Here is a 20,172-nt window from a genome sequence, read left to right as displayed (position 1 = left end):
GCCTCGCGCACCACCCCGACCAAGTAACGCACCTCATGCACCACCCCGACCAAGTAACGCACCTCGCGCACTACCCGGCCCCAGTAACACATCTCCCGCGCTACTCCCGACCGCTCGAGGCACCGGCGGACCACGGCAGACGCACGGCGACCACGGAATACACACTCGGCCACCGACAACCGACCTACGCCAGCCCCATCCGCCGACTACTGCGTGCGAGCACCGCCGCTCCACCGAGCGACGGATCGGTCGCTACCGCACCGAAAGGATCAACGATGACCAGCACAGCCTCGACCACTGGAGCGCGGGCACATGCCCGGGCGCAAGCGGCCGTCGCGGAGATCGCGGGGCCGGAACAGCCCGATGACGTCGCGGCGGCGAAGATCACCTTCGCACAGCGGATTCCGGCCGGTGGGTACGCGAATATCGTGCTCGGTCGCGGGACCAGGATTCGGCTGGGCGATGTCGCCGGTGCCGCGTGCGCGCACCTACTGCTGCTGCGCGCGGAAGCGCCGTGGGAGCGGCTCAATGTCGCCGACACCGTGAAGGTTCCGTGGCAGGCCTATCTCGGCACCGGACATCCGCTGCTCTCGGATCAGGGCCGAGTGCTGGCCACCATCGTCGCCGATACCTCCGACCACCACGACACGCTGTGCGGACCGACGCCGCAGGCGCGCGGGCTGCTGCGGCTGGCGGGAGCCAAACAGGGCCTCGAGCCGCGGGATATCGCGCCGACCATGTCCTTCTTCCGCGGTGTACGCGTCGAATCCGATGGCGCGCTGACCGCAACCGGCAGTGCCGCGCCCGGCGCATCGGTCGACCTGCTCATCCACCTGCCGGTGGTCCTGCTCATCGCGAACACCGCGCATCCGCTCGATGACCGGCCCGCGACCGATCTCGACATCGTCGCCTGGTCCGCGCCGGAAGAGCTTGCCGAACAACATAATTCCGACCCGGAATATCTGCGGGCGGTCGAGAACACCGAACAGGCCTGGACGGCCGCGACTCTGGAGGTAGGGGCATGACCTCGGCACCGACCCGCACCATCGTGCTCGACGAGACCGTGCCAGCACGCGCGCCGTGGTCGACCGTGGTCCGCGCGGGTGATCAGCTCGAAATCATCGACCTGCATGGCAATCAGGCCGTCGACTGTCTGCTGTACTCGGCCGCCGACCACACCGACCGCTACAGCACACAGGCCACCATCGCCGCGCAGCGCAATATCTTCCTCGGCACCGGCAGTGTGCTGCGCACCGATGCGGGCACCGCACTGATGACCGTCGTCGCCGACGAGGTCGGCAATCACGACACCATCGCGGGCGCCTGCTCCCAGGAGTCCAATACGCTGCGCTACGGCCATCACACCCGCCACCAGCACGCCTGCGTGGAGAACTTCCTCGCCGAGGCGCTGAAATGGGGCCTCGGCAAACGGGATCTGGTCTCGAATATCAACTGGTTCATGAACGTTCCGGTGGAGGCCGACGGCACCCTCGGCATTGTGGACGGCTTGTCCGCTCCCGGAAAGAAGGTCACCCTCCGCGCGGAGATCGACACCCTGGTGCTGGTGTCGAACTGCCCCCAGATCAACAACCCCTGCAACGGCTTCGATCCCACGCCCGTGCGCATGGTGGTGACCCGATGACGGTGACCCACTTGTCGGCGAACGGTGCGACGAATCCAATTGGGTCGGGGCTGCCGACCGACAAGCGCTTTCCTTCGATCAGCGGGCCGGACACCCGCGGACAGTTAAGGGCGAACATCAGTGTCGACACGGCGGAGGCGTCAGAAATCACGCCTGCCGCTTCAGAATCCGCCACACATGAACAGGGCCGAGGGGCGAACGGTGCCGATCCGGTCGGCGGGATCTCAACCGTCGCGATGGCCGATCGGACAACCCCGATAACGGCTGCTGCGACCAGATTGGATCACACGAATGGCCGCAGCCTCGAAGCAACCGGCGATGCCATATCGCGAATTGAAGTGCTGCGGCCCGGAATGCTGACCACCGTGCAGGATTGGCCGGGACGCATCGGCTACTGGCATATCGGTGTGCCCCCGTCGGGGCCTATGGACGACCTGTCGTTTCGACTCGGCAATCGGGTGCTCGGCAATGCCGAGGGCGCGGCCGGGCTGGAATGCACCCTCGGTGGCCCCGCACTGAAATTCTCCGCACCGACCTGGGTGTGCGTTACCGGCGCGCCGACCGATGTCACCGTGAACGGGACCGCCGCGCGGCAGTGGCGGACCGTGCTGGTTCCGGCGGGTGGGGTGCTCGATATCGGCGCGGTGCGCGGTCCCGGCATGCGCTGCTACGTGTTGCTCGCGGGCGGCCTCGAGCTTCCCGAATATCTCGGCAGCACAGCCACTTTCACGCTCGGCAAATTCGGCGGCAGCAAGGGCGATGCCGTGCGAGCGGGTGACATGCTGGAGCTCGGCCCGCACGTCGGCCGGATCGCGAAGGCGGTGCCGATGGAGGAGCAGCCGGTGCTGTCGCGACGCTGGGAACTGGCGGTTACCGAGGGGCCGCACGGCGCACCGGAGTTCTTCACACGCAAGGACTTCGACACCATTGTCGGCACCGACTACGAAGTGCACTTCAACTCCGATCGCACCGGTGTGCGGCTGATCGGCCCGAAGCCGGAGTGGGCCAGGACCGACGGCGGCGAGGCGGGTCTACATCCGTCGAATATCCATGACACCCCGTATTCGGTCGGGGCACTGGACTTCACCGGCGATACCCCGATCCTGCTCGGCCCGGACGGCCCCAGCCTCGGCGGTTTCGTCTGCCCGGTGACCGTCGTCGCCGCCGACCGGTGGAAGCTCGGCCAACTGTGCCCCGGCGATACCGTGCGCTTCGTCCCGATCCGTGCCGAACACGCCGCCTCGATACGGGAACTCGGTCCGGCTCGGCGCGCGGCCTGGCCCGCCGTACTGTCCCCCGGTGGCGACGGCGATGACGGTGTATTGCGCCGCGCCGATGTCGATGACGAGATCGGCGTGACCTACCGCCGCCAGGGCGACGACGGTGTGCTCGTCGAATACGGCACCATGACACTGGATCTCGGTCTGCGCGCCCGGGTGCACGCCCTGCACCAACACCTACTCGCGCTCGGCCTACGCGGGGTGGCCGAACTGACGCCCGGCGTGCGATCCCTGCAGATCCGAGTGGATCCGGCGATCCTGCCGGTGCCCGCACTGCTGGACCTGCTGGCCGAGGCCGAAGCGCACATCCCCGCCGCCGATCGACTCGTGGTGCCGAGTCGCACCGTTCACCTGCCGCTGTCCTGGGACGATCCGTCGACGCGCGAGGCCATCACCCGCTACATGCACGGCGTACGCGCCGATGCCCCATGGTGCCCGTGGAATATCGAATTCATCCGGCGGATGAACGGATCGGCCTCGGTGCAGGAGGTGTACGACACCGTTTTCGGCGCCGAATATCTGGTGCTCGGCCTCGGCGACGTCTACCTCGGCGCGCCGGTCGCGACGCCGACCGATCCGCGCCACCGTCTGGTCACCACGAAATACAATCCGGCCCGGACCTGGACCCCCGAGAACGCCGTCGGCATCGGCGGGGCCTACCTGTGCATCTACGGTATGGAGGGTCCGGGCGGCTACCAGTTCGTCGGACGCACCACCCAGGTATGGAACCACCACGCCGACAAGGACGAATCCCCTTGGCTGCTCCGCTATTTCGACCGGATCCGCTGGTACCCCGTCGAAGCCGACGAACTGCTGGAGCTGCGCGCCGATTTCGCCGCGGGCAAGGTCGAGGTGCGGGCCGAGGACGGGGAGTTCGCCCTCGCCGAATACCGGAAGTTCCTGTCCGACAATGCCGAATCCATCGATGAGTTCCGCGCACGGCAAGCCGACGCGTTCGCCGCCGAACGCGACTCCTGGCGGCAGGCGGGCGAACTCACCGCCTGATCCGCACTACCAGCCGAAAAGCTCGGCCATATCGATGGACTCGTCATCCCAGACTTCCTCGATACGGCGGCGCTCGGCCTCCGGCAGCTCCGGTGACCAGCCACAGCGCCGCCAGAAGTCCTCTCGCTGTTCCGGAGTAATCCTTCTCGGCTCGCTCATGGCGCTCACCCCTGCGTTGCCGCGGTCCTGCTGCCATTGATTGTGGGCCTGTTCCGGCTGCGATATGCCGGAACAGGCCCATGTTTTCAGATGCGGATGACCGTTTTCCCTTGGGCGTGCCCTTCCGCGACATGCGCTATCGCAAGGGCCGCGTCGGATAGCGGATAGCGGCCTTCGATCAATGGCTTCAACGCACCGCGCTCGGCGAGGTCAGACAGGAAGACCAGGTCGGCGCTGCGGGGACGCATGAGCAGTGGGCGTAGCGTCTGGGTGGCAAAGATATTGGCGAGCAATACTTTTGCGATCCAGGTGATCGGGCCGAACCAGTTGCCGCCGGGCGCGCCCGCCGAGGAGACGAAGACACCCGCCGGGGTGAGAACGCGTCGGCAGTCGGCCAGCGAACGGTTGCCGATCAGATCGAGGATGACGTCGTATGGAGCCCGCCGAATATGCCTCTGCCGCAGCGGAATTCCTGCCGCTCATTCCGGCCGAGGAATACCCACATATGAATGCGCTCGCCGAGCGCGTCATCGCGGGCACCCATAACGGCGTGGCCGACTTCGATTTCGGCCTCGAGCTCATCCTCGACGGCCTGGAGCGGCTCAGGGGCGCGTGATCAGGCGCCGAGCGCTGCGATGACGAGCGTGGCCACCGCGGCACCGGAATACTGCTGCTGCCCGGTGATCGGGTGGCGTCTCGGCATGCAGCTCGAAGCGGCTCGCCACAATGAAATTGGCGCCCTTTGCGTGCCTCATCCTCGATGCCGGAAGGGCTGGATGGTCCGGCCGGCGCGGCCCTCCTCGGAATTGACGAAGCCGCTACCTTTCGTCCGGGGCATGCGGTTCGTCGCCCGCGCGGACCATTGCGCAGCGGGAGCGGGCGTCCGGTCCGTCGGTTCATCGAGAGCCGAACCCTTTGCCGGGGAGCGCATTTCGATGATCTAGTCGGATCCACGTATGGTCGCCTGCGGACTCACCTGGTCGCGAATGATGCGCAGCCCGGCGACGAAGGCATCGAGTTGGTCCGGGCTCAGCAGGCCGGTGAACCAGCGCTCGATGACCTCGAGATATTCGGGCAGTAGGCGCGCCAATTGGGTCGCGCCGGCCGCGGTGAGTACGGCATAGGAGCTGCGGCGGTCCGCGGAATCCAGTTCGCGGCACACGAATCCATTGCGTTGCAGCCGGTCGACGAGCCGGGTGACACCGCTGGTCGACAGATTCGTCTGGGCGGCGAGATCGGTCATCCGCAGCCGCCGCCCCGGTGAGCGGCTCAATCGCATCAGCGCATTGACATCGAGGCCGGACAGACCATGTTTCTTCCAGGTCGGTTCCAATTTGCCGGCCAGTCCGTCGTAGGCCTCGTAGAGCAGGCCCATGGTGGTGAGTCGGGGGTCATCGAAGAGGTCTGTCGTGTCCACGACTCCGAGCGTACCGAAGATAGTTGCGATGGGGATAGTTGACATGAGGAATATCTCTGTCTAAGTTGTTGTCAGCGCAATATTCCTCACAGCAACAAAATGGAGATTCAGATGACTGGCACGCTGCGTTGGGTCGCGGGATTTCGTTCCACCCTGGTCAACCCCGCCGAGCGGATCCGTTTCGCGGAACCGCGCGACTTCGCCGATCACACGGTGCGTCAGGTGCTGCACCTGGTCGGCGGCGGTGAGCAACTGCGGGTGCGACTGACCAACCGCTACGGCTCGGCGCCGGTGACAATCGGTGCGGCGCGCATCGCGGTGCGCAAGTCGGGCGAGGAGATCGTGGCCGAGACCGATGCCGAACTGCGCTTCGACGGCCAGGCGGGCACGATCATTCCCGCTGGCGCCGACATCATCAGCGACCCGATCGATTTCACCGTCGCGGCGGGCACCGATCTCGCGCTGAGCCTGTACCTGCCCGAGGCGACCGAGCTGGCCCCCTTCTCGCAGCTGCCGATGGAACCCAGCTACGTGACGACCGGCGACCAGACCTCCGCACTCACGCTGCCGGACGCCGAACAGACCACCTCACGCTTCTATGTGACCGGCGTCGATGTGCTGACCGCGAGCACCGATCCGATCGTCGTCGCATTCGGCGACTCCTGGTTCGAAGGCGTCGGCTCGACCTCGGGTGCGAACCGCCGCTCGGTCGACATCCTCAACGAACGTCTCATCTCCGGCTGGGTGGTCAATCAGGGGATCGGCGGAAACCGCCTGCTGACCGACCAGGTAGGCGAGCACGGCCTGGCCCGCTTCGATCGCGACGTCCTCGCCGTCCCCGGGGTGACGCACGTGGTGCTGCACTTCGGCGTCAACGACCTCATCCTCGACAACCACACCTCCCCCGCGAACGACCTGATCGCAGGGTTCACCGCCCTCGCCGAACGCGCGCGCGCCGCCGGACTGAAGGTCTACGCGAACACCATCGGCCCCTTCGCCGGCGTGATCTACCCCGACCTCAATGTCGACGAGGGACGCCCCGTCCGCCACACCGTCAACGAATGGCTGCGCACCACAGACATTTTCGACGCCGTCTTCGACGTAGCAGCCGCCGTAGAAGACCCCCAAAACCCCGACTACATCCGCCCCGACCTCGATTCCGGCGACGGCCTACACCTCAACGACGCAGGCGCACTGATCATGGGCAAAACCATGACACTCCCCGGCCTCACCCACTGAATCACCCCCCTGGGACCGGCACGAAACCCCGTGCCGGTCCCAGCCGCCCCCGTCCAGATAGCTTGGACAGCTCGCCGAGCGCAGTCACACGGCCGTCGAATCCGGCCTGCGCGACCACCATTCGACTACGTCCAACAGACCCCAGCCCCAGAGCCGATACAGCAAGAGCTATCCGGACACAGGGCTAGGCTTTCCACGCCCAAAAAGGCAGTCACCTACACAGCAACCCCCTTGCCCCAAGCCCGAACCACGCCCCGCCCCTCAGAACGCGCACCACCACGCCTCAACAGGCGGCGAGAATGCGCTGGTGCAGGGTGTTCTCGACGTTTGCCTGCGTGAGTGCATGGTGATCGCTCGTCCAGGACGCCCCTCGGGGGGCGTGCTGGGGTGGGACGGCACACGGAGGACTCGAGGGGCACCGTCCAAAGCGGGCTAGCTGAGTCCGCGGAGGACGATTTCGAGGCCGAGGCGGAATTCTGTTGTGGAGTCGATGTTCTGGGCTTCGGTGGCGGTTTCGGTGAGGAGGGGGTAGGTGGTTGGGGGGAGTTGGGTCATGGTGGTGGTGCCCGGGCCGGAGAGGGGGCCGTAGTGCTCGTTCTGGAGGTGGCCGACGAGGAAGGCCATGAGGGTGCGTTGGGCCAGGACTCGGCTCGGGCCGGAAAAGCCCGCGTCGGTGAGGATCGTGAGCATCGCTTCGATCCAGCGCAGGCTGGCGGGGGAAGACTGGCGGTGGCGCACTACGAGTGGGACCGCCGCGGGGTGGGCGGAGGCCGCGGTTCGCATGCGGTCCAGTAGGGCTGTGATACGGGCGCGCCAATTCGGGTCGGTCGGTGGGGTGAGGTCGATGGTGGCGAGGAGGTGGTCGACGACCAGTACCTCCAGTTCGTCGCGGTCGGCGACGTAGCGGTACAGCCCCATGGTGGCGATGCGGAGTTCCTTCGCGACCGCGCGCATGGTGAGGCCGGACAGGCCGTCGCGATCCAGCACGGCGATGGCGGCGGCCGCGATGGCGGGGCTGGTCAGCGAGCGAGGGCGGGGCACGGGTTGACAGCGTACAAGGTACGCGCATACTTGATCGTAGGCGTACGTCGTACACCTACGAAGGGAGTTTTCATGTCCTTGCCGACCACGGTGGCCGATCGGGCACTCGTCACCATCGCCGACAGCACAATTCAGATCCCCGATCAGGACTGCCTGATACACCTGCAGTTCCGCCGCTTCGCAGGATGCCCGATCTGCAACCTGCACCTGCGCTCGTTCGCCGTCCGACACGATGAGATCCTCGCCGCGAATATCCGCGAGGTCGTCGTCTTCCATTCCAGCGCAGCCGAATTGCGCAGATACGAGGGCGACCTCCCGTTCGATCTGATCGCCGACCCAACCCGAATCCTCTACCGCGAGTTCGGCATCGAATCCACACCCCGCGCCCTACTCGACCCGCGCGCCTGGCCCACCATCATCCGCAGCGTCGCCACCGTGACCAGAGCAGTACTGCGCAAGGAAAAGCCCGCTCCCCCAGCCAAACCCGAGGGCGGCCGCCTCGGCCTCCCCGGCGATTTCCTCATCGCCCCCGACGGCCGTGTACTGGCGAGCAAACTCGGCAAACACGCCGACGACCAATGGTCGGTCGACGAACTGCTCGCGCTCGCACCCAGCACCGAGGCCCGGCATCGACCATCGAGTGCCCGAAGCTCGTCACAGCATGCGGCCCTCCCCCTGCCACCAACGAAACAGGCCAGCGTTGCGGCGATGGTGTCCGACTCAGGGCATCAGTGACGCCGGATCCACCGTGAATTCGAAAGGACTGCGCAGGGTGACGGTGTCTCCAGCCGCCACCCGGTGCGTCCGTTCGTAGGTGTCGTCCGCACCAAGGGCATGCGCGAACAGGACCGGCAACATTTCCTCGCGGAGTTGGCCTTTGAACGGGTTGATCTCGACGCGCCAGTAGTTCGGGATACCGGCTGCGGCGTAGAGAACGGGCTTGACCATGCGGTCCTGCAGGGTCGTTGATTTAGATACCACTTCGACGACCAGTTTCACCTGTTCGGCCGGAACACCCCGGGCGTCCCAGTCGATCGGGCCGGTAGCCACCATGACATCGGGAATCGGCTCGTCATCGCCGATCAGCACCCCGACGCCTTCCAGCACGACATACCCAGGTGGCACAACATCAACGAGTGCGCGAACCAGCCATTGAATCAGCCATTGATGTCGTGGTTTGGGAGCAGCGTTCACGACGAGCTGGCCATTCAGCACCTCGTACCGTAATCCGTCTTCGGGCATGTGATCGAGGTCCTCGGCTGTCCAACGATCGGACCTGGGAACGGGCATTGCCATTGGAACCACCTCCAACCTCGCCGAACGGGAGCGGACGATGTCCGCTGACTCCGCCCAAGTCTAGCCGGAGCCGCACACGTCAGCGGCGAATCAGCAATGGCCGGATGCTCGGTCGAGTCCTGGCGTCGAGCCGAGTCAAATGGTGGGTACATCTGATTGCAAAGCCACCATATGACTCGGCTCGATGGCAGGGCTGGCAGTAGCAAGCACGGAGCCCCGCACCTCTGTTGAGGTGCGGGGCTTTTGGGTCGGTAATGCGCTTTCGACTACTCGACGATCACGATGCGTACGTTCTCGTCGGCCGCGTCGGTCGCCTCGTCCACCGTGACGAACCAGTGGCTGACCTCGCCGTCGGCGAGGTCGTCGGCGATGTCATCGGCGCTGGGCAGCACCGACATGGCACCGGCGGTTGCCGAGGACAGGAACTCCAGCAGGGCGGTCCGGCCGGAGGCGGCGGTGGTGAACGTTGTCGACTCGTAGTCGATCTCGTACTCCGAGCGGACGCGATCCGACTGCGCCAGCGCCTCGGTCTGGCTGAGTGCCTGGACCGATCCGTCGGCCGTGCGTACCACGAAGGCCGCATGTTCCTCGGCCAGCGGGCGCACGCGGTCCGCGTAGGACACCGGATGCGATGGCGCGGAGGCCAACTCGGCCTGCACCGTCGGATCGCTGGGCACCAGCCAGTTGATCGGGGCGTCGACCGGTTCCAGGGTGATCCCGAAACCGGCTCCGGCAGCGACCATGTCGTCGGCACTCAGATCACCGGCGAACAGGCAGGCGGCACCGGCCTTCTGGATGGCCCAGACCGCGACCACCGCATCCACCGAACGCGGCAGCGCGACCGCGATCACATCGCCGGGTCCGGCACCGCGCTCGATGAGCACCCGCGCCAGCTGCGAGGAACGGCGATCCAGCACGTGGTAGGCGATTTCGTCGCCGTCGACCAGCAGCGCGGGCGCCTCCGGATCCGCCTCGACGACCTCGCCGAGCACCTTCGACACCGTGCGCGCGCCGAGCCGGCCGACCGGTTCCGGCGCGGGAGCCGTTGCCGCGATACCGGATTCGGCGAGCAGGCGAGCGCGCTCACCGGCGTCGAGGATATCGATATCGCCGACCAGTCCGTTCGGATCGCCGAGCAGCGCGTCGAGGACCCGGATCAGCCTGGTGGACAGGGTTTCCACCTCATCGGCGGTGAACCGGCTGAGCAGGTACTCGAGGGTGAACTCGAGCTTGGACTCCGCGGTCACCTGCAGGGTCAGCGGGTAGTGCGTCGTGCTGTCGACACCGACATCGGTCACCGACATGCCGTCGATCGAACTCGCGGCCGCGATCGCCTCGCGATCGATCGGATACGACTCGAATACCAGCAGCGTGTCGAACTGCGATCCGATCCCGGCGGCGCGCTGGATATCGGCGAGTCCGACGTAGTGATGGTCGAGCAGTTCGGTCTGGTCGCGCTGCAACCGCTTCAGCTGATCGTCGATGGTCGCGCGGTCGTCGATGCGCACCCGGATCGGGAGCGTATTGATGAACAGACCGACCATCGATTCCACACCGGGCAACTCGGCGGGCCGACCGGAAACCGTTGCGCCGAATACCACATCGGCGCGACCGGTGAGCCGGCCGAGCAGAATGCCCCAGGCCGCCTGTACCAGCGTGTTCACCGTGATGCCGAGATCGGCGCAGTGCTTGGTGAGCTGGCGGGTGCGGTCGGCGTCGATCTCGGTGACCAGCTTGCCGGTCTCGTAGGTTTCGGCCGTCCGCGCGGGCGTCGCCAGTTCGGTCGGCTCGGTCGCACCGTCGAAGGCCTCGGCCCAGATCCGCAGCGACGCGTTCTGGTCGCGGGTGGCGAGCCAGTCCAGGAAGTCGCGGTAGGAGGACACCTGCGGCAGCGCCGACTGCTCGCCACGCGTCGCGTAGAGCACCAGCAGATCCCGCATGAGCAGCGGCATCGACCAGCCATCGACCAGTACGTGGTGGGTGGTGATGGCCAGCGACCACTCCTCGGCGGCGGTACGGAACAGCGTGTAGCGCACCAGCGGCGGCGCCGACATATCGAAGCGATCCGCATGGTCCGCCTCGATCCGCCGCCGCAGTTCCTCGGCCCGCTCCGCCTCCGGCAGCTCGGTGAGATCCACCACGCGCCAGGGCACTTCGAGCCGATCGAGTACGACCTGCATGGCCCGACCCATGGCGTCGGTGACGAAGGCGGTGCGCAGGTTCGGGTACCGATCCAGGATCGCCTGCGCGGCCGCGTGCAGCCGTTCGATATCCACCGTTCCGGCCAGCTGCACCACGGCCTGCATGGTGTAGACGTCCACGGTGGCCGTGGTCATCAGCGCGTGGAAGAGCAGACCGGACTGCAGCGGCGAAACGGGCCACACATCGGTGAGGCCGGGGTAGGTCCGCTCCCACAGGTCGATATCGGACTGGCCGACCCGCACCAGCGGCAGATCCGACGGTGTGTGCCCACCGGCATCCGGGCGTTGCGCGTGCTCGGCCAGCGCCGTCAGCGCGGTGATCCACAGATCCGCCAGCTCCTGCACCCGCTCCGGGCCGAGCAGGCCCACCGGGAATTCGAAGGTGGCGAGCAGGCGCGGACCAGTGTCCGCATCGTCGGCGGTGACGGTGATATCGACCGCACCGTTGGCGGGCATATCGGCGGCACGCTCGGTCTTGATCGCCGCGTCCTGATACCGGAAGCTCACCTGACCCACCTGCGGCAGATGCAGCAGACCGTGGCCAGCGCCCTGATCCGGCACCGCGAGCAGTTGCTCCTTCACCGACTTGACGATGGCGCCCGCGGCGGCACCGCCGGTGAACGCATCGGCCAGATCGATATCGCCCAGTGTGAGCCGGGCCGGATAGGTCGTGGTGAAAGCACCGACCGTGCGCGACAATTCGGCATCGCGGACCGCCGCGCGCCCATCGCCATCGAGCCGGATCAGCACATCCGATCCGTGCTGTTCACCGCGCCAGCGCACCAGCGCCATGGCCAATGCCGAAAGCAGCCCGTCCGGCACACCGCCGTGGAACCGCGCCGGAACGGTGGTGAGCAGGATCTCGGAGACCGCCGTCGGCACCTCGACCCGAACCCGCCGCACCGAGGCGACGGTGTCCTGTGCGGGATCGAAGGCGCGCGCGCCCAGCAGTGGATCCGGCGTGGCCGAAACCTCGTGCCAGAACGGCAGTTCGGCGGCACGGGCACTCGCATCCTCGGTCAGGCCGTATGCCCAGCGCCGCAGCGAGGTGCCGACCTCCGGCAGTGCGACCGGCTCGGCCGCGACCAGATCGCGCAGATCCGCGGTCAGCACGCCGAGGGACCTCGGGTCGGCCGCGAATGCGTGCACCACGACCAGCACGAAATTGCCGCCGTCGAGCTTGTCCGCGGTGATCCGCACGAACTGCACCATCACACCGTTGGCCGGATCGAGACGATCCGCCGCGGCGGCGCGTTCGCCATCGGCGAGCCGCATGAGCTCGTCGTAGCCGTAGTCCTCGGTCAGGGTGGCATCGACCGAAACCTCGTGCACCAGTGCATCGATATCGATGGCGCCGCGCTCCAGTGCCGCGAATGTCCAGCCATCGCCCACCTGGCGCAGTTGGGTGCGCAGGGCGTCGTGCCGTTCGACGATCGTGGCGATCGCCGCGTGCAGTCCGTCGCGATCGAATTCGCGTGGCAGGGCCACCGTCGCCTCATGGGCGAGGCGCTGGTAGGGCGCGCCACCGGCCAGCACGGCCGCGATGCTCGGCGGCAGCGGGATCTCGCCGACCCCGCCACCGGGCAGCTCCGCCATTGTCGGACGCAGCTCCGCGGTCGAGGTGGCGATCGCCGCGAGTCCGGCGACACTGCGCTGATCGAAGACATCGCGCACGGAGAACACCACGCCCAGCGCCTTCGCCCGCGATACCAACTGGATCGACAGAATGCTGTTACCGCCGAGGGCGAAGAAGTCGTCATCGGCGCCGATCCGCTCGATACCGAGCACATCGGCGAACACACCGGCCACGATCTGCTCCACCGGCGAGACCGGGGCGCGGAATGCGGCATGTTCGAAGGTGGGCTGCGGCAGCGCATTTCGATCGAGCTTGCCATTGGCGTTGAGCGGCAACGCTTCCAGCGCCAGGAAGGCACTCGGCACCATGTAGGACGGCAGCTCCGCGGCCAGCGCCGACTGCAGTGCGCGCTTATCGAGTTCACCGCTGGTCGGGACGACATAGGCGACGAGGCGGTCGCCGAGCGCCGGATCGGTGTGCGCGAGCACGGCGGCCGAGGTGATCGAGGTCTGCCGCAGCAGTGCCGCCTCGATCTCGCCGAGTTCGATGCGGAAACCGCGGATCTTCACCTGGAAGTCGGTGCGGCCACGGTATTCCAGCTCACCGTCGGCATTCCACGCCACCAGGTCACCCGTGCGGTACATGCGCACGCCGGACTCGAACGGGTCGGCCACGAACCGCTCCGCGGTCAGATCCGCCCGTCCGAAGTAGCCGCGCGCCAATTGCGCACCGGCCAGGTACAACTCACCGGACACCCCGACCGGCACCGGCCGCAAGCGCGAATCCAGCACGTAGACACGGCTGTTCCACTCCGGCGCACCGATCGACACCGAGACGGCATCCGCATCGGTCACCTCGTGGTTGGTGATCGATACCGCGGCCTCGGTCGGACCGTAGAGGTTGAACAGCTTGGCGGCATTGGCCTTGCGGAACCGCTGTGCGGTCGCGGCGGGCAGTGCCTCACCGATCGCCAGCACCCGGCACAAGGACTCGGGCAGCTTGCCGTCCGATTCGGTCAGCAGGGCGTCCAACATCGACGGCACCACATGCAATGTGGTGACACCGGTATCGCGCATCAGGGTATTGAGGTACGCCGGATCGCGATGTCCGTCGGCGGTCGCGATGACCAGTCGGCCACCGGACACCGCGGCCGACCAGAACTCCCATACCGAAAGGTCGAAGGTCGCAGCCGTCTTCAGCAGCACCGCGTCTTCGGCGCCGAGGCCGAATTCGCTGGTCTTCCACTGCAACTGGTTGGCGATCGCACTGTGCGGCAGTGCCACACCCTTCGGCTGGCCGGTCGAACCCGAGGTGAAGATCACGTACGCGGTATTCGCCGCGGTCAGCGTGCCGAGTCGTTCGTCTCCGGATATCGGCGCATCCGAGTACGGCGACAGGTCGAGTTCATCGATGGCCACCGAATCCACCGTCGCGGAGGTGAAGCCCTCGTGACCGGTGGTCAGGACGCACACCGGAGCGGCGGTGCCGAGGATGTACTCGACGCGGTCGGCGGGCTGATCCGGATCGACGGGCACATACGCCGCACCGGCCTTGGCCACCGCGTACATCGCGACGACCAGATCAACCGACCGGCGGATCGCCAGCGCGACCCGATCCTCCGATCCGACACCACGCTCGATCAGGTACCGCGCCAGGCGGTTCACCTGCGAATCGAGTTCGGCGTAGGTGAGTTTCAGCTTGCCGCCGGTGGGCACATCCGCGACCAGCGCGATCGCGTCCGGCGTCGCGGCCACGGTCGCATCGAGCAGCGATACCAGCGTCGCGGTGGTATCGACCGCATGCGCGGTGTCATTCCACTGCGTGAGGATCCGCGTGCTCTCCTGCGGTGCGAGCAGATCGATCTCGCCGACCGGCTGCGCCGCATCGGCGACGACCGCGTCCAGTACCCGCAGGAACCGGTCCGCGAAGCCCTGCACCGTGGCCTCGTCGAACAGGTCGATGGCATAGCCGAATTCGGTGACGATCTCGGCCGGGGTGCCGTCATCGGCGTAGCGGTCGTAGAGCGTGACGTGCAGATCGGTCTTGGCCAGCTGTGAATCGAAGTTCACCGCGCTCACCGACAGGCCGGGCAGCGTGAAGGTGGTCTCGGCCAGGTTCTGGAACGAAAGACCGATCTGGAACAGCGGATTGCGCGCCGTCGAACGCTCCGGGTTGAGCACCTCGACCAGCCGCTCGAACGGCACATCGGCGTTCGCGAACGCCTCCAGATCCCGTTCGCGCACATCGGCGAGCAGATCGGCGAAGGTATCGCCGGACCGCACCCGGGTGCGGAACACCAAGGTGTTGACGAACATGCCGATCAGATCATCGAGTTCGCGCTCGCCACGACCCGCAATAGGCGTACCGACGGCGATGTCGTCGGTGCCCGACAGCCGGGCCAGCAGCACCGCAAGCGCCGCGTGCACGACCATGAACAGCGAGGCGTTATTGGCCCGCGCCAATTCGTGCAGGCGAGCGTGCTTATCCGGCGCGATCTCGAAGCGAATCGCCTTGCCCTGGAAGCTCTGCGCGGGCGGACGCGGCCGGTCCGCGGGCAGCTCCAGCTGATCGGGCAGACCCGCCAGCGTGGACTGCCAGTAGGCGACCTGCTGTGCGGCAAGCGATTCCGGATCGTCCTCGGAGCCGAGCACCGAACGCTGCCACAGCGCGTAGTCGGCGTACTGCACCGGCAACGGCGCCCACTGCGGGATCTCCCCCTGCGCCCGTGCCACATACGCCGCCATGACATCGCGGGCCAGCGGGCCCATCGACGAACCGTCGGCCGAGACGTGGTGCACCGTGAACGCCAGCACGTGATCGTGTTCGGCGATCCGGAACAGCCCGACCTTCAGCGGCACCTGCACGGTGACATCGAAGGTGGTGAGCGCGAATTCGATGACCATGCGCAGCAGATCCGACTCGTCGATATCGGTGACGGTCAGCCGTGGGACGGCCTGATCGGCGGGCTGGATCACCTGGTGCGGACCGCTGGCCGAACTCGGGTAGGTGGTCCGCAGCACCTCGTGCCGCGCGAAGACGTCACCGAGCGCCTGCTCGAGCGCCGCCACATCGAGCGCACCGGACAGCCGCACGGCGAGCGGAATATTGTCCACCGCCGAGGTGGCCGTATCGAACTGGTTGAGGAACCAGTACCGCTGCTGCGCGGGCGAGAGCGGAATACGGGCCGGGCGCTCCCCGGCCACCAGGCGCGGCCTGGTGCGGCCGGATCCGGCATTGTGTTCGGCCTTGGCCGCCAGCGCGGCGACCGTCGACGCCTCGAACAGGTCGCGCACCGCGAGCTGGGTATCCAGCGCCGCACCGATGCGCGCGGTCACCTGGGTGGCCAGCAGCGAGTTGCCGCCGAGTTCGAAGAAGTCGTCGTCCAGGCCGACCCGGGCGATGCCGAGCACGTCGCAGTAGATGCTCGCCACGATCTCCTCGATCGGGGTCGACGGTGCGCGGAACACCTTCGCCTCGAAGACGGGAGCGGGCAATGCCTTTCGGTCGAGCTTGCCGGAGGCATTGAGCGGGAACGCGTCCAGCACGACGAAGGCCGTCGGCACCATGTAGGCGGGCAGATCGGCCGCGAGTTCGGCACGCACCGCGTCGATATCGACGCTACGGTCGGCCGCCGCGATCACATAGCCGACCAGCTGATCACCGAGGCGATCGTCGGAGCGGACCACCACAGCGGCCTGGGCGATCGCATCCAGCGCGGTCAGCGCGGATTCGATCTCACCGAGTTCGATACGCAGACCGCGCAGCTTCACCTGGAAGTCGGTGCGGCCCAGGTACTCCAGCTCACCATTCGCCGTCCAAGTGACCAGGTCACCGGTGCGGTACATGCGCCCGCCGGTGCCGAACGGGTTGGCCACGAAGCGATCCGCAGTCAGATCCGGACGCGCCACATAGCCGCGCGCCAGCTGATCACCCGCGAGGTACAGCTCACCCGGCACACCGATCGGAACCGGGTGCAGCCGTGAATCCAGCACGTACACCTCGGTATTGAAGACCGGAGCACCGATCGGCACCGAGACGGTGTCGGCGTCGGTCACCTCGTGATAGGTGACGTCGACCGCGGCCTCGGTCGGACCGTACAGGTTGTGCAGCCAGACACCGGTCAGCTCGCGCAGCCGCTGTGCGGTCACCGCGGGCAGCGCCTCACCGGAGGCGAAGACATTGCGCAGGTCGAAGCATTCGCCCGCCCGGTCATCGGCCACGAACACCGACAGCATGGACGGCACGAAGTGCACCGTGGTGACCTGCTCCTCGGCAATGGTCTGCACCAGGTACGCCGGATCGCGATGCCCGTCGGGCCGTGCGATGACCAGGCGCGCCCCGACCTGCAGCGGCCACCAGAATTCCCAGACCGACACATCGAAGGTGGCCGGCGTCTTCTGCAGCACCACATCGCCGCGATCCAGCCCGTATTCGGACTGCATCCAGACCAGGCGGTTGACGATGGCGACGTGGCTGACCGCGACACCCTTCGGGCGACCGGTCGAACCGGAGGTGAAGATCACGTACGCGGTATTCGAAGGCCGCAGCGGCACCAGACGTTCCGCATCGGTCACCGGCTCGTCGGAGTACGCCGACAGATCCAGCGCCGCGATATCCAGCGCCGCAGTGCTGCCCGCGTCGAATTCGTCGGCCGCGGTGGTCAGCACGCACACCGGGTCCGCGGTGTCGAGCACATACCGGGTGCGCTCGGCCGGATGATCCGGATCCAGCGGCACATACGCACCACCGGCGACGCTCACCGCGTACATGCCGATCACCAGCTCGAAGGACCGGCGCATACCGAGCGCGACCATCGAATCCGGTCCGACACCCAGTGCGATCAGATGCCTCGCGAGTTGATTCACCCGTGTGCTGAACTCGCCGTAGGACAGACTCGTCCCCTCGAACGTCAGCGCGGTCGCCTTCGGACTCCGGGCGGCCTGGGCCTGGAACATCGAGACCAGGGTGAGCTCGGCGTCGACGACATGCGCGGTGTCGTTCCAGGTGTCGAGCACCTTCGTGCGTTCGGCGGCATCGAGCAGATCGACGTCACCGACCGCGGCGGCCGGATCCGCGACCACCGCGCGCAGCAGGCGGACCAGCCGTTGCGCGACACCGGCAATGGTGCGGGCGTCGAACATATCGGTCGCATAGGCGAATTCGGCGGTCATGCCGTCGGCATTGCCGGCCGCGTCGATCCGGTCCGCGAGGTTCAGATGCAGATCGAATTTCGCGGTCACCACATCGAGCGGAACGCCGGCCACCTCGAGGCCGGGCAGTTCGAATGCCGCCTCGCCGGTGTTCTGGAACGACAGCATCACCTGGAACAGCGGATGCCGCGCCTGCGAACGGGCCGGATTGAGGATGTCGACGAGCCGCTCGAACGGCAGGTCCGCGTGGCCGAAGGCGGCCAGGTCGGTTTCCCGGGCCCGGGCGACCAGCTCGGTGAACGACGCACCCGCATCGACCGCAGTACGCAGCACCAGCGTATTGACGAACATGCCGATCGCGTCATCGAGCACGGCCTCACCGCGACCGGCGACGGCGGTGCCGATGGCGATGTCGTCGGTACCGGACAGTCGCGCCAGCAGTGCCGCGAACGCCGCGTGCACCACCATGAACAGGCTCGCGCCCTGTGCGCGGGCCAGTGCGTTGAGTTCGGTCAGCAGCTGTGCGTCGATGCCGAATTCGTAGACGTCACCGCGGTTGGACGCGATGGCCGGACGCGAACGATCCGATGGCAGGTCCAGCTGATCGGGCAGTCCCGCCAGGCTTTCGGACCAGTACGCGACCTGCTTGGCGATCAGCGAGGCCGGATCGTCCTCGGAGCCGAGGGTTTCGCGCTGCCACAGCGCGAAGTCGGCGTACTGCACCGGCAGCGGCGCCCAGGCGGGCGATTCGCCACGGTTGCGGGCCGCGTAGGCGACCATCACATCGCGGGCCAGCGGACGCACCGACCAGCCGTCACCGGAGATGTGGTGCACCACGAAGACCAGCACGTGGGTATCCGGCAGCGACCCGTCCATCGGGGCCTCGAGCCGGAACAGCTTGGCCCGCACCGGAACCTCGGCGGTGACATCGAAGCCGGTCAGTACCAGCTCGCTGATGCGATCGCGAATATCGGTCTCCGACACCACGACCGGGGTCAGGTCGAGGTGGACCTGACCGGCGGGCAGCACGACCTGCACGCCATGGCCATCGGCGGTCTCCGGGTAGACGGTGCGCAACACCTCGTGCCGGTCCATCACATCCGCGACGGCCAGCCGCAGCGCATCGGTATCGAGTGCACCGGTGAGCCGGACCGCCAGCGGGATGTTGTTGACGGCGGTCTGGTTGTCGAAGCGGTTGAGGAACCACATCCGCTGCTGGGCCAGCGACAGCGGAATCTGTTCCGGCCGCGGTCCGGCGACCAGCTCCCGGCGACCGCCGGTGCCCTGCTGCGCCTCCATCCGCGCGGCCAGCGCGGCCACATTCGGCGCCTCGAACAGCAGCCGCACCGGAATGCGGGTATCGAGTGCGGCGCCGAGGCGGGCGACCACCTGGGTGGCGATCAGCGAGTTGCCGCCGAGATCGAAGAAGTCGTCGTCGAGACCGACCGCGCGCCCGCCCTCGGCGCTCGACAGACCGAGCACCTCGGCGAAGGTATCGGCCACGATCTCCTCGATCGGGGTCGACGGCGCGCGGAATTCCCGTGCCTCGAAGGCGGGTTCGGGCAGTGCGCGGCGATCGAGTTTGCCGTTCGGGTTCAGCGGCATGGCGTCGAGCACCAGCAGTGCCGCGGGCACCATGTACGACGGCAGCTGCCCGGTCAGGTGCCTGCGCAGCTCGTCGACATCCACCTCGCCGCCGTTCACCGGCACCACATAGCCGACCAGCTGATCGCCGGTACGGGCATCCGAGCGCACCAGCGCCACGGCCTGTGCGACCGCATCGTGCGCGGTCAGGGCGGTTTCGATCTCACCGAGCTCGATGCGCAGACCACGCAACTTGACCTGGAAGTCGGTGCGGCCCAAGTAAACGATGGCCCCGTTGGCATTGCGGGTGACCAGGTCACCGGTGCGGTACATGCGTGCACCGGACGCGCCGAAAGGGTTGGCAACGAAGCGATCCGCGGTCAGATCGGCGCGTCCGAAGTAACCGCGCGCCAACTGCGCACCCGCGAGATAGAGCTCACCCGCGACATCCGGTGCGACCGGATGCAGGCGGGCATCGAGCACATACGCCTGGGCATTCCAGACGGGCAGGCCGATCGGCACCGCGCCGACCAGCCCCTGCGCCACCGGTCCGTGGGTCGCGTGCACCGCGAATTCGGTTGG

General features: G+C 67.1%; 11 protein-coding genes and 1 pseudogene. 6 read left to right on the top strand and 6 right to left on the bottom strand.

Features of this window, described 5'->3' with window-relative positions; all coding sequences use genetic code 11:
• Positions 1-275: 275 nt before the first annotated feature.
• The 3 genes from ABZ293_RS00060 (at position 276) to ABZ293_RS00050 (ending at position 3,927) form a co-directional block, all read left to right on the top strand.
• Positions 276-1,025: a DUF1989 domain-containing protein gene (locus ABZ293_RS00060; RefSeq protein WP_355176402.1), complete on the top strand. Its 750-nt coding sequence runs from the start codon at positions 276-278 to the stop codon at positions 1,023-1,025.
• Positions 1,022-1,642, top strand: coding sequence for an urea amidolyase associated protein UAAP2 (locus ABZ293_RS00055; RefSeq protein WP_355176400.1), 621 nt, complete (start codon positions 1,022-1,024; stop codon positions 1,640-1,642). Before ABZ293_RS00060 ends, ABZ293_RS00055 begins: the two co-directional genes overlap by 4 nt.
• Before the next feature lie 338 nt (positions 1,643-1,980).
• A complete protein-coding gene (locus ABZ293_RS00050) occupies positions 1,981-3,927 on the top strand; it encodes a 5-oxoprolinase/urea amidolyase family protein (protein ID WP_355176398.1) in 1,947 nt (648 codons plus the stop codon).
• A gap of 6 nt (positions 3,928-3,933) precedes the next feature.
• On the opposite strand, the gene ABZ293_RS00045 is transcribed toward ABZ293_RS00050, so the two are convergent.
• Together ABZ293_RS00045 and ABZ293_RS00040 are read right to left on the bottom strand one after the other, a co-directional pair.
• Positions 3,934-4,086 carry a hypothetical protein gene (locus tag ABZ293_RS00045; RefSeq protein ID WP_354960730.1) on the bottom strand — a complete coding sequence of 51 codons (153 nt, stop codon included), beginning with the start codon at positions 4,084-4,086 and terminating at the stop codon, positions 3,934-3,936.
• 86 nt (positions 4,087-4,172) lie between these two features.
• Entirely contained in the window at positions 4,173-4,484 is a 312-nt protein-coding gene (locus ABZ293_RS00040; protein WP_355177104.1) for a zinc-binding dehydrogenase, read from the bottom strand.
• 35 nt (positions 4,485-4,519) lie between these two features.
• Between ABZ293_RS00040 and ABZ293_RS00035 the strand changes: the two genes are divergently transcribed.
• Entirely contained in the window at positions 4,520-4,702 is a 183-nt protein-coding gene (locus tag ABZ293_RS00035) for a TetR/AcrR family transcriptional regulator C-terminal domain-containing protein (RefSeq protein ID WP_355176396.1), read from the top strand.
• Positions 4,703-5,026: 324 nt separating this feature from the next.
• Here ABZ293_RS00035 and ABZ293_RS00030 read toward each other — a convergent pair whose 3' ends face one another.
• Entirely contained in the window at positions 5,027-5,503 is a 477-nt protein-coding gene (locus ABZ293_RS00030; protein WP_355176394.1) for a MarR family transcriptional regulator, read from the bottom strand.
• A gap of 111 nt (positions 5,504-5,614) precedes the next feature.
• On the opposite strand from ABZ293_RS00030, the gene ABZ293_RS00025 reads away from it, so the two are divergent.
• Positions 5,615-6,742: a GDSL-type esterase/lipase family protein gene (locus tag ABZ293_RS00025; RefSeq protein ID WP_355176392.1), complete on the top strand. Its 1,128-nt coding sequence runs from the start codon at positions 5,615-5,617 to the stop codon at positions 6,740-6,742.
• Positions 6,743-7,174: 432 nt separating this feature from the next.
• Here the strand turns inward: ABZ293_RS00025 and ABZ293_RS00020 are convergent, their stop codons facing one another.
• Positions 7,175-7,783 (bottom strand): TetR/AcrR family transcriptional regulator C-terminal domain-containing protein, encoded by a 609-nt coding sequence (locus tag ABZ293_RS00020; protein ID WP_355176390.1) that lies wholly within the window; start codon positions 7,781-7,783, stop codon positions 7,175-7,177.
• A gap of 72 nt (positions 7,784-7,855) precedes the next feature.
• Between ABZ293_RS00020 and ABZ293_RS00015 the strand changes: the two are divergent.
• A pseudogene (locus ABZ293_RS00015) lies at positions 7,856-8,398 on the top strand (peroxiredoxin-like family protein); the annotation flags it as partial.
• Positions 8,399-8,503: 105 nt separating this feature from the next.
• Here the strand turns inward: ABZ293_RS00015 and ABZ293_RS00010 are convergent.
• Both ABZ293_RS00010 and ABZ293_RS00005 read right to left on the bottom strand, forming a co-directional pair.
• Positions 8,504-9,073, bottom strand: a complete 570-nt coding sequence (locus tag ABZ293_RS00010; protein WP_355177103.1) for a Uma2 family endonuclease — start codon at positions 9,071-9,073, stop codon at positions 8,504-8,506.
• A 272-nt stretch (positions 9,074-9,345) separates the two neighbouring features.
• Positions 9,346-20,172 (bottom strand): amino acid adenylation domain-containing protein (locus tag ABZ293_RS00005; RefSeq protein ID WP_355176388.1); only part of this gene is annotated, 10,827 nt, incomplete at its 5' end.

Origin of the sequence: Nocardia sp. NPDC005998, from assembly GCF_040614395.1 — a bacterium.
Classification (GTDB): domain Bacteria; phylum Actinomycetota; class Actinomycetes; order Mycobacteriales; family Mycobacteriaceae; genus Nocardia.
Note: the sequence above shows the minus strand (reverse complement) of the source record. Positions and strands in the feature narration are given on the sequence as shown.